Here is a 9,487-nt window from a genome sequence, read left to right on the forward strand (position 1 = left end):
CGGGTGGTATCGGTTGCCCGGACGGCCGTGCTCACACCACGGCGCCCGATCCTTCGCGGCGCTGGGGCGCGCGCCGCTCGGCGGGCCGGGGAGGCGGCCGGGTGCTGAACCTCTCCAGCTCGATCGCGGCCGGCCCCGCCACGAACGAGGAGGACAGCGTGCCGGTCACGATGCCGATGAGCAGCGCGATCGCGAAGTCCCTCAGCGAGTCGCCTCCGAACACCGCCAGCGCCAGGAGGATGAACAGCGCCCCGATGCCGGTGTTCACCGTGCGCGGCACCGTCTGCAGGATCGCGTCGGCAACTGGGCCACCAGCGCCACGCCGAGGGCGATGAGCGCGTCGCGTCGCAGCTCCTCGCCGAGGCTCGGGCCGATCAGCTCGTCCCGCTGCTTGGTCACCTCGCCCGCCTTCGCCTCGATCGCGGTCTCGATGCGGGCCACGTCCTCGGTGCTGATCGGCCCGGTGCGCCATGAGGGCCCGTTAAGCCATGAGGGGGGCAGCCCTCCGGAGCAGGTGTGTGCTCTTTTCCGGTGGCTGGGCTATGGTCGGCTCCATGGCGACCTGGGGGCGAAGCGCGCACGGGTCCACCGCCTTCACATCGGTGGTGGGCCTGCTCCTGCTCGCCCTGACACTTGTCGCCTTCACCCCGGCCTGGTACGAGAACGACCCCGCCGTCCAGCCGTCCAGCGTCGCCACCGACGTGTGGGCGCCCACGGGCTGGGTCGTGGAGACCTCGACCACGCCGCCGATGTCCTCCCCCGGCCAGGAGCACCCGCCGGCCCACTGGCTTCGCCACTCCCCTCCCGAACCCGCCGCACCGGCGTCGCTCCTCGTCACCACCTGGCCCGATTCAGGTGCGATCCGCAGTCCCCAGCAGACCGCTCATAGCACCGCGGGCTCCCGCAGCCCGCCCCAGGCCTAGCCGGAGCCGGTTCTTCCTGCCACGCGCCGCGAAACGCGCCGCATACCTGGCCGCGCGACCGCGTGCCCCCATCCACATGACGGGGACACGCGCCGGCCAGCACGCGCCCACGCCTGTCGCCCACGCCGAAACACGCACGGCACGACCCGCCGGCCGCGTACCCGGCTCCCGGCCTGCGGCGGGAAGCGCATGGCGCACCCGGCACGCGGCCACGTGCCCATGCTTCGGCCACAGGCCTGAGCCGCGCATGCGGTAGCCGGACCGGCCCGCCCGTACCCGGCGCCGCGCGGTCGGCCGTCGGCGTGCCCGGCAGCCCGTATCCACACCTGAGTTCCAGGTCCGCTCACCACGTTCCCATCCGTACCCCCGGCTCGCGCCGTGCCGCGCCCGGCGGCCGTATCAGGCCCCGGCAGGCGGGCGCCGCCCATCCATCGAGTGAGGAGTCATGCCGTCATGGCCGAGATCAAGTCCGTGCACAGCCTCATGGAGGACTACCAGCGGCACGTCACGCGGCTGGAGGAGCTCCGCCTCCTGCTGGAGGAACGGCTCGTCGTGGCCAGAGCCGAGCTGCGACGGCTCGTGGAGCAGGAAGCCGGCCACAGCGGAGCCGTCGCCTGGCGCTCCGAAAGCTCCGGGAACCCCTTGAGCGGCTCCGGGAACGCTGTGGGGGCCTCCCTCCGGCAGGTGCGGCTGCACGTCATCGAGATCGAGTCCGCCATCGAGCGGATGGATCGTGGGCTCTACGGCACCTGCAAGCAGTGTGGAGCGTTCATTCCGCTGAAGGAGTTGCTGCGCGCTCCGCACGAGCAGAAGTGCGCCGCCTGCGGCGACGCCGGACACGCGCGGTCGACGGCATGAACACACCGGGTGAGCGAGCCCGCCACCGGCCGGTCAGCGGGGGCTCTCAGCCCGTGGGCCGGCTCCCGCGTCGCCTATCACCGGGCAGGTGAGACGGGGCGACCTCAAACCGATACCCGCGAAAACCGCTGTGGTCCGGCCGGCGATCGCTAGCATCCGGGCTGTGTCGAAAAGGTCGCTCACCTATTGGTCGCCCCGTCTCCACGTGCCCGGCGCTCGTCTGCCGTGGATACTGGCGCAGTTCCTCATCCCGTTGTGTCTGGTCGCCGCGTGCACCTCGTCTCCGGAGGCCGCCGCCTTGCCCAGCGGGCAGGATCTCGTGAAGAAGTCCTCGGAGGCGATGAAGTCGGTCAAGACCGTCGCCTTCACGATCGCGACCGAAGGCAAGCCACCCGTCCCGGTCAAGCACGCTGAGGGGGCACTGACCAAGGAGGCCGACGCCAAGGGCACGCTCCAGATCGACGTCCTCGGTAACCTTCAGGAGCTCAACTTCGTCCTGAAGGGCGACACCGTGTACTTCAAGGGTCCTACCGGGGGATACCAGACGATGACCCGCAAGGAGCTGGCCGGCATCTACGATCCGTCGGCCATCCTCAGCCCCGACAAGGGGGTCGCCCAGTTGCTCGCCACCGCGTCCGACCCGAAGACCGAGGCCGAGGAGAGCATCGGCGGCGTGGCCGCGTACCGCGTCGCGGTGACCCTGTCGCAGCAGGTCATCACCGCGCTGGTGCCCGGCGTGAACCAGGGGGTGAACGGGCAGGTGTGGATCGACAAGGCCACGAACCGCCTGCTCAAGGCGAGCCTGCCCATAGGCGGCGGCGCCAACGCCGGCACGGTCGTCGTCACCTTCGGCGACTACGACGCCCCGGTCACGATCACCGCCCCACCGAAGTAGCCCAGATGAACACCGCCTCCCGGTTCGAAGACGTTTCCCACCGGTCCCATCAAGATCACCGATACCTCGGGGCGACCACGTCGCGCGGGTCCCATCAGGATCACCGATGACCACCCCGTCCCACCCCGTCGCGGGGGCGGCGTCCGCTGAGCCGCCCGCGCCCGGTGCTGGGGCCACCCGTCGTGTGGCCCTGGGCGTCGGGGGCACCGCCGTGCTGCTGGCCGCGCTGGACGCCTACGTCGTGGTCACCGTCCTGATCGACATCGCCAAGGACGTGGGGGTGCCGCTCAACCATCTTGAACGGGCGACGCCCGTCGTCACCGGCTTCCTGCTCGGCTACATCGCGGCGATGCCCCTGCTCGGGCAGCTCTCCGACCGGTACGGGCGCCGCCCGCTGATCCACGCGTGCCTGGCCGGGTTCGCGGCGGGCTCGGCGGTGACGGCCCTCGCCGGGTCGATCCCGATGCTGACGGCCGGCCGTACGCTCCAGGGGATCGCCGGCGGGGCCCTGCTGCCGATCACGATGGCCCTCGTGGGCGACCTGTGGGACGAGCATGCCCGCCCGGTGGCCCTCGGAGCCGTGGGAGCCGCACAGGAGCTGGGAAGCGTTCTCGGTCCGCTGTACGGGGCCGGTCTCGCCGCTCTCGTCGGATGGCGTGGGATCTTCTGGGTGAACATCCCCCTCGCGCTCCTCGCGGCGATCGCCGTACACCGCACGGTGCCTCCCCCTGCCACCAGGAGGGGCCCCCGGGCGCGCGTCGACGTCGTGGGCGGCCTGCTGCTCGCGCTGGCACTGGGGCTGCTCGTGGCCGGGCTGTACAACCCCGAGCCCGACAAGGCGGTCCTTCCCTCGTGGGGCGCACCGGCCATCGCCGCCGGGGTGGTCGCCGCGGTGCTGTTCGTCGTGTGGGAGCTGCGGTCGAAGACCCGACTGCTGGACATGTCGGGCGTGCGGAAGGGCCCGTTCTTCGCCTCGCTCGCCGCGAGCTTCCTGACCGGCGCCGCGCTGCTGGTCACGCTGGTGGACGTGCAGTTCACGGCCCAGACGCTGCTCGGCAAGGACACCGTGGGCGGGGCGCTGGTGCTGTCGAGGTTCCTGGTGGCGCTGGCCGTCGCCGCGTTCCTCGGAGGCGTGCTGGCCCGGCGGTACGGCGAGCGCGTCGTCGCCGTGGCCGGACTGGCCGTCGCCTGCGCCGGTTACGCGCTGATCTCGCGGTGGCCCGTCGACCTGGCCGCCGCCGAGTATCCCCTCGGCCTCCCCCGGGTCGACGCCGACCTGGTCATCGCCGGTCTCGGGCTCGGCGCGGTGATCGCCCCGATCTCCTCGGCGGTGCTCCGCGTGACCCCCGCGGGACGGCACGGGGTGGCCTCGGCCGCGGTCGTGGTGGCCCGCATGATGGGCATGCTGCTGGGCGTCGCCGGGCTCTCGGCCTGGGGCTTCCACCGCTTCCAGTCGCTGACCGCGCACCTGGACACGCCGCTGCCGTTCGGCGTAGAGGCCGCGGAGTACGCCCGGCGTCTCACGGCGTACACCGCCAAGGTCAGCGAGGCCCTGCACACGGAGTACACCGAGATCTTCCTGCTGACGGCCATCCTCTGCGGCATCGGCGCCGTCACCGCCCTGGCCCTCCCCCGCCGCTCCGCATAGAGCGGTCTCCCGAAATGGGCCGGGACCCCATGAGAATCATGGGGTCCCGGGTGAGGTGCCGGTTACTTCTTCTTCGGGGCGCCGCGCTTCTCGCGGATCCGCATGGTGACCTCGACCGGGGAGCCGGCGAAGCCGAACTCCTCGCGGATGCGGCGCTCGATGAAGCGGCGGTAGGTCTCCTCGAGGAAGCCCGAGGTGAACAGCACGAACTTGGGCGGCTCGGTCGACGCCTGGGTGGCGAAGAGGATCTTCGGCTGCTTGCCGCTGCGGACCGGCGGCGGCGTGGCCGCCACCAGCTCCGACAGGAAAGTGTTCAGCCGGCCCGTGGACACGCGCGTGCTCCAGGACTCCAGAGCGCGCTCGATCGCCGGGACGAGCCTCTCGACGTGCCGCCCGGTCTTGGCGGAGATGTTGACGCGCAGGGCCCACGGGACGCGGACGAGCTGGCGGTCGATCTCCTTCTCCAGGTAGTAGCGCCGGTCCTCGTCGACCAGGTCCCATTTGTTGAACGCGACCACCATCGAACGGCCCGACTCGATCACCATGCTGATGATGCGCAGGTCCTGCTCGGTGAGCACGTCGGAGGCGTCGATGAGCACCACGGCGACCTCGGACCGCTCCAGCGCGGCCTTGGTGCGCATGCCCGCGTAGAAGTCGGCGCCCTGCAGCTCACGCTCACGGCGCCTGATGCCCGCGGTGTCGACGAAGCGCCAGGGCTTGCCGCCGAGCTCGATCAGCTCGTCGACGGGGTCCCTGGTGGTGCCGGCCATCGGGTCGACCAGCACCCGCTCCTCGCCCGCCAGCTTGTTCAGCAGGGACGACTTGCCGACGTTGGGCTTGCCGACCAGGGCGATGCGGCGAGGGCCACGCTCGGCGCCGAAGCGCTGCGGCGGGGCGTCGGGCATCGCGTCCAGCAGGATGTCGAGCAGGTCGCCGCTGGAACGGCCGTGCAGGGCCGAGACCGGCTGCGGCTCGCCGAGCCCGAGCGACCACAGCGAGGTGGCCTCCAGCTCCATGCGCTGGTCGTCGACCTTGTTGGCGGCCAGCACGAGGGGCTTGCCCGCGCGCCTGAGCACCGCGGCCACCGTCTCGTCGGCGTCGGTGACCCCGACCGTCGCGTCCACGACGAACAGGATCACGTCGGCCAGCTCGACCGCGATCTGGGCCTGCTCGGCGATGCGCAGCGCCATGCCGGTGGCGTCGGGATCCCACCCGCCGGTGTCGACCAGGGTGAACCTGCGGCCTCGCCAGGTGCCCTCGTACGTCACGCGGTCACGGGTCACGCCCGGCACGTCCTCCACGACCGCCTCGCGGCGGCCGATGATGCGGTTGACCAGCGTGGACTTGCCCACGTTGGGACGCCCGACCACGGCCACCACCGGAAGTGGACCGGAATCCGGCTCCTCTTCTGTGACAACGCCGTCGTCCTCGAATTCCGCGATATGGGCCTCGATCCAGCCGCCCTCGTCGCCGTACTCCCCCGTCACGTCACGTCCGTTTCCATTTGTGCTCACTCTTCTCCAGCGGCTCGGCGGGGCGGGGCGTCTTGCGCCCGCCTCGCGGCGTCACCGGTCAGGTGCGCTCTTTCACAAGTCTCAGGACCTCGGAGACGACCTCTTCGAGGTTGAGCTCCGTGGTGTCGAGCTCGATCGCGTCGGCCGCCATCACCAGCGGGTCGGCCTTACGCGTCGAGTCCAGGGTGTCACGGCGGGCCATCTCGGCCTGCTGCGCCGCGACCGTCGTGCCGCTCAGCTCGGCGGTGCGCCGGCGGGCGCGGGCCTCGGGGCTCGCGGTGAGGTAGACCTTGACCGGCGCTGCGGGGGCCACGACCGTGCCGATGTCACGGCCCTCGACAACGATATCGCCCCCACCGATGATGGCGCGCTGCTCGGCGACCAGCCGGCCGCGGACCTCGGGGACGGCGCTGACCGCGGAGACCGCGGAGGTGACCTCGTGGGTGCGGATCTGGACCGCCACGTCGACGCCGTCGACGGTGACGCCGGGAGCCTCAGGGTCGGTGCCGATGACCAGCACGGGCTCGGCGGCCCGGCCGGCGACCGCCGCCGGGTCGGTCACCTCGACGCCGTGCTCCAGCATCCACCACGTGATCGCGCGGTACATCGCCCCGGTGTCGAGATAGCGGAATCCCAGCGCGCGCGCCACTCCGCGCGAGGCACTCGACTTGCCCGACCCCGAAGGGCCGTCCATGGCGACGACCAGTGCGGTCACGGCTTCTCCCTCTGCGTCCCGATTGAGTTGTCCGCAAAGAGGTTACCGGGAAACGTCCACCACCCGGGCATCGTCGCCCCTACGGGACGTGCCATCCGTGCGAGCGGAGGGCCTTGGCCAGAACCTCCGCCGACTCGGGCTGGACGGACAGATCGGCGGCGCCCAGGAGCAGCCCTGGGGTGTGCTCCAGGCGGACGTCCTCGATGTTGACCCCGGCGTCCTTGGCCGCCTGGAAGAGGCGGGCCAGCTCGCCCGGACGGTCGCCGACGAGGACCTGGACCACGGCGTACGACCTCGGGGGCCCTCCGTGCTTGCCGGGGATGCGGCTCTGGCCGGTGTTGCCCCGCCTGAGCAGCTCGGTGACCCGGCCGATCGCGGCGCCGTCGTCGACCGACACGGCGCGCAGGGCCGCCGCGGCGGTGGCGAGGTCGTCGGCGACCGCCTCCAGGATCTCGGCCACCGGACGGGCGTTGCCCGACAGGATGACGGTCCACATGCCCGGGTCTCCCCCGGCGACGCGGGTCACGTCGCGCACCCCCGGCCCGGCGAGGCCGAGCGCGGTGTCGGAGGCGTCGGCCAGGCGGGCCGCCACGGCCGACGCCGCGACGTGCGGGGCGTGCGAGACCAGGGCGACCGCCTCGTCGTGGGCGACAGGGTCGACCTCGACGGCGTTGCCGCCGCACAGCTTGATCAGGGACAGGACGGCCTCGACGGCCTCCGCCGAGGTCTCCGGGCCCGGGCAGTACGCCCAGGGGCGGCCGAGGAAAACATCGGAGCGCGCCGCGGCCGGGCCGGACCGCTCACGGCCGGCGAGCGGGTGGCCCGCGACGTAGGTGCCCATGTCGCAGCCGAGCTGGGCCGCCTGCGCGATGGGCAGCGCCTTGACGCTGGCCACGTCGGTGTAGAACCGGGCGGCATCGGTCTTCTGCAGGTCGAGCAGCCACTGCGCCACGAACTGCGGCGGCACGGCGACCACGGCGAGATCGACGCGCTCCCCGCCGGGCGCCCACTCCTCACCCGCCCCGAGCTCCCGCGCCAGCAGCACGGCGCCGGCGTCCTGGTCGGCGAGCTTGACCGTGATCCCGTGCTCCCGCAGGGCGAGGGCGACGGAGGTGCCGATCAGGCCGGTGCCGACGACCAGGACGCTCCGGATGCCGGTCGGGTCGTCGCTCACTGGGCGATGTCCACTCTCAGGGCGACGGCCCCGCGGAGGTAGACGTGCTGGATCTCCTGGCGGGGCCGGTCGGTCTCCACGTGCGCCATCAGGCGCACCACGCGAGGCAGCGCGCCCGGGACGTCGATCTCGCTCGCGCAGATCAGCGGCACGTCGTGGAAGCCGAGCTTGCGGGCGGCGAGCGCGGGGAACTCGGCGGTGAGGTCGGGCGTGGCCGTGAAGATCACGCTGATCACCTCGTCGGTGGTCAGGCGGTTGCGCTCCATGACCTCGCTGACCAGCTCGGTCACCGCGACGAGGATCGCCTCCCGATCGTTGGAGTCGATCTGGGTGGCACCCCGGATGGCCCGCACCATGTCATCCCCTTCTCACCCTGCCGCCCGGTACAGCCCTGGCTTTCCGGACAGGTTACATTCCCACGACGGCGTAAAGGTCGCCGACCTCCTTGAGCGTGAGCGACCGCACCGTGCCCGGCTTGAGCCGCCCAAGCTTGACCGGGCCGAACTCGATGCGGGCCAGGTCGATCACGGAGTGACCTTCCTGCTCCAGCATCCGCCGGACGACGTGCTTGCGGCCCTCGTGGAGCACGATCTCGACCAGCGCCTGCTGGCCGTGCTCCTGGACGATCTTGAAGTCGTCGGCCTTGGCGATGCCGTCCTCCAGCTCGACACCGCTCTTCAGGCGCCGGGCGAGGTCGCGCGGGATCGGACCCGGCACCTTGGCCCAGTACTTCTTCTGCACGCCGAAGCTCGGGTGGGTGAGCCGGTGGGCCAGTTCGCCGTCGTTGGTCAGGATGATCAGGCCCTCGGTCTCGGTGTCGAGACGCCCGACGTGGAACAGCCGCTCGGTGCGGTCGGCCACGTAGTCGGACAGGGCGGGGCGCCCCTCGGGGTCGGACATCGTGCTGACGACGCCGATCGGCTTGTTGATCGCGAAGTACACGAGGTCGGGCGCGGTCGGGATGCGCTTGCCGTCGACGTGGATGACCTGCTTGGCGGGGTCGACCCGGGCGCCGAACCTGCGGACGACCTGGCCGTCCACGGTGACGCGGCCCTCGCCGATCATCTCCTCGCACGTGCGGCGAGCCGCGACGCCGGCCTGGGCGAGCACCTTCTGCAGCCGGATGCCGTCGGGCACCTCGGTGGTGTCGCGCTCGTCGACGTAGTCGGACGGGAAGAAGTCGGGGTCGCGCAGCGGCTGGCGTGCGGTCTTGAAGGCACCCGCGCGCTCGGGACGGGCCGCCTGGCCGCGCCCCGCGAAGCCTCCGCTCCTGGCCGCGGGGGCTCCCCCTCGCGTCGCCTTGCCGCGGCCCGCCGAGGCTCCGCCGCGACCGGCCTGGCCACCCGGACGGCCCGCCTGGCCACCCGAACGGCCTGCCTGGCCACCTGAGCGGCCCGGCTCCGGACGGCCGTACCGGCCACGGGAGGGACTCTCCGAGCGCCCGATGGTCTGCACCTCGTCGCTCCGGTCGCGCCGGTCGTAGCCGCCGCCACGGGAGCCGCCCCTGGAGTCGCCCGAGTAGCGGCTCTCCTCGCGGACCGGACGGTCGCGGCCGGTCTCGTCCCTGCCGTACCGCTCGCGGGAGCCACCCCGGCCGGCGCGGAAGGTGCCTCTGTCGTCGTCGCGGGAGGACGTGCGGCGGTCGCCGCCGTACGAGCCGCCACGCGCGGAGGCGCCGCGGTCGCCGTACGAGCCGCCACGGTCGTCGCGGAAGGAGCCACGGCGGTCGCCGCCGGTCGGACCTCCGCGATCGTCGCGGA

The 9,487-nt window shown here is 72.2% G+C and carries 11 protein-coding genes; 4 read left to right on the top strand and 7 right to left on the bottom strand.

Annotation, left to right across the window (positions count from 1 at the left end):
- Window positions 1-31: 31 nt before the first annotated feature.
- On the bottom strand, window positions 32-268 hold the full coding sequence (locus AB0O34_RS30480; RefSeq protein WP_363921274.1) for a hypothetical protein: 237 nt from the start codon (window positions 266-268) through the stop codon (window positions 32-34).
- Entirely contained in the window at window positions 265-441 is a 177-nt protein-coding gene (locus AB0O34_RS30485) for a hypothetical protein (RefSeq protein WP_363921277.1), read from the bottom strand. Before AB0O34_RS30485 ends, AB0O34_RS30480 begins: the two co-directional genes overlap by 4 nt.
- A gap of 113 nt (window positions 442-554) precedes the next feature.
- Between AB0O34_RS30485 and AB0O34_RS30490 the strand changes: the two genes are divergently transcribed.
- From AB0O34_RS30490 to AB0O34_RS30505, 4 genes are all read left to right on the top strand, one after another.
- On the top strand, window positions 555-923 hold the full coding sequence (locus AB0O34_RS30490; RefSeq protein WP_363921279.1) for a hypothetical protein: 369 nt from the start codon (window positions 555-557) through the stop codon (window positions 921-923).
- Between the two features lie 453 nt (window positions 924-1,376).
- Window positions 1,377-1,781, top strand: coding sequence for a hypothetical protein (locus AB0O34_RS30495; protein WP_363921281.1), 405 nt, complete (start codon window positions 1,377-1,379; stop codon window positions 1,779-1,781).
- A gap of 163 nt (window positions 1,782-1,944) precedes the next feature.
- The gene (locus AB0O34_RS30500; protein ID WP_363921283.1) at window positions 1,945-2,676 is read left to right on the top strand and encodes an LppX_LprAFG lipoprotein; all 732 of its coding nucleotides are present in this window, start codon (window positions 1,945-1,947) and stop codon (window positions 2,674-2,676) included.
- 106 nt (window positions 2,677-2,782) lie between these two features.
- The gene (locus tag AB0O34_RS30505) at window positions 2,783-4,324 is read left to right on the top strand and encodes an MFS transporter (protein WP_363921284.1); all 1,542 of its coding nucleotides are present in this window, start codon (window positions 2,783-2,785) and stop codon (window positions 4,322-4,324) included.
- 62 nt (window positions 4,325-4,386) lie between these two features.
- Here AB0O34_RS30505 and der read toward each other — a convergent pair whose 3' ends face one another.
- The 5 genes from der to AB0O34_RS30530 all read right to left on the bottom strand — a co-directional run.
- On the bottom strand, window positions 4,387-5,838 hold the full coding sequence (der, locus tag AB0O34_RS30510; RefSeq protein ID WP_363921286.1) for a ribosome biogenesis GTPase Der: 1,452 nt from the start codon (window positions 5,836-5,838) through the stop codon (window positions 4,387-4,389).
- A gap of 58 nt (window positions 5,839-5,896) precedes the next feature.
- Window positions 5,897-6,532: a (d)CMP kinase gene (gene cmk, locus AB0O34_RS30515; RefSeq protein ID WP_363921305.1), complete on the bottom strand. Its 636-nt coding sequence runs from the start codon at window positions 6,530-6,532 to the stop codon at window positions 5,897-5,899.
- 100 nt (window positions 6,533-6,632) lie between these two features.
- A complete protein-coding gene (locus AB0O34_RS30520) occupies window positions 6,633-7,727 on the bottom strand; it encodes a prephenate dehydrogenase (protein WP_363921288.1) in 1,095 nt (364 codons plus the stop codon).
- Entirely contained in the window at window positions 7,724-8,083 is a 360-nt protein-coding gene (gene aroH / locus AB0O34_RS30525) for a chorismate mutase (protein WP_363921290.1), read from the bottom strand. Before aroH ends, AB0O34_RS30520 begins: the two co-directional genes overlap by 4 nt.
- Before the next feature lie 52 nt (window positions 8,084-8,135).
- A partial coding sequence (locus tag AB0O34_RS30530) for a pseudouridine synthase (protein ID WP_363921291.1) occupies window positions 8,136-9,487 on the bottom strand: 1,352 nt, incomplete at its 5' end.

This window comes from Sphaerisporangium sp. NPDC088356 (genome assembly GCF_040685555.1).
Lineage (GTDB): Bacteria > Actinomycetota > Actinomycetes > Streptosporangiales > Streptosporangiaceae > Sphaerisporangium.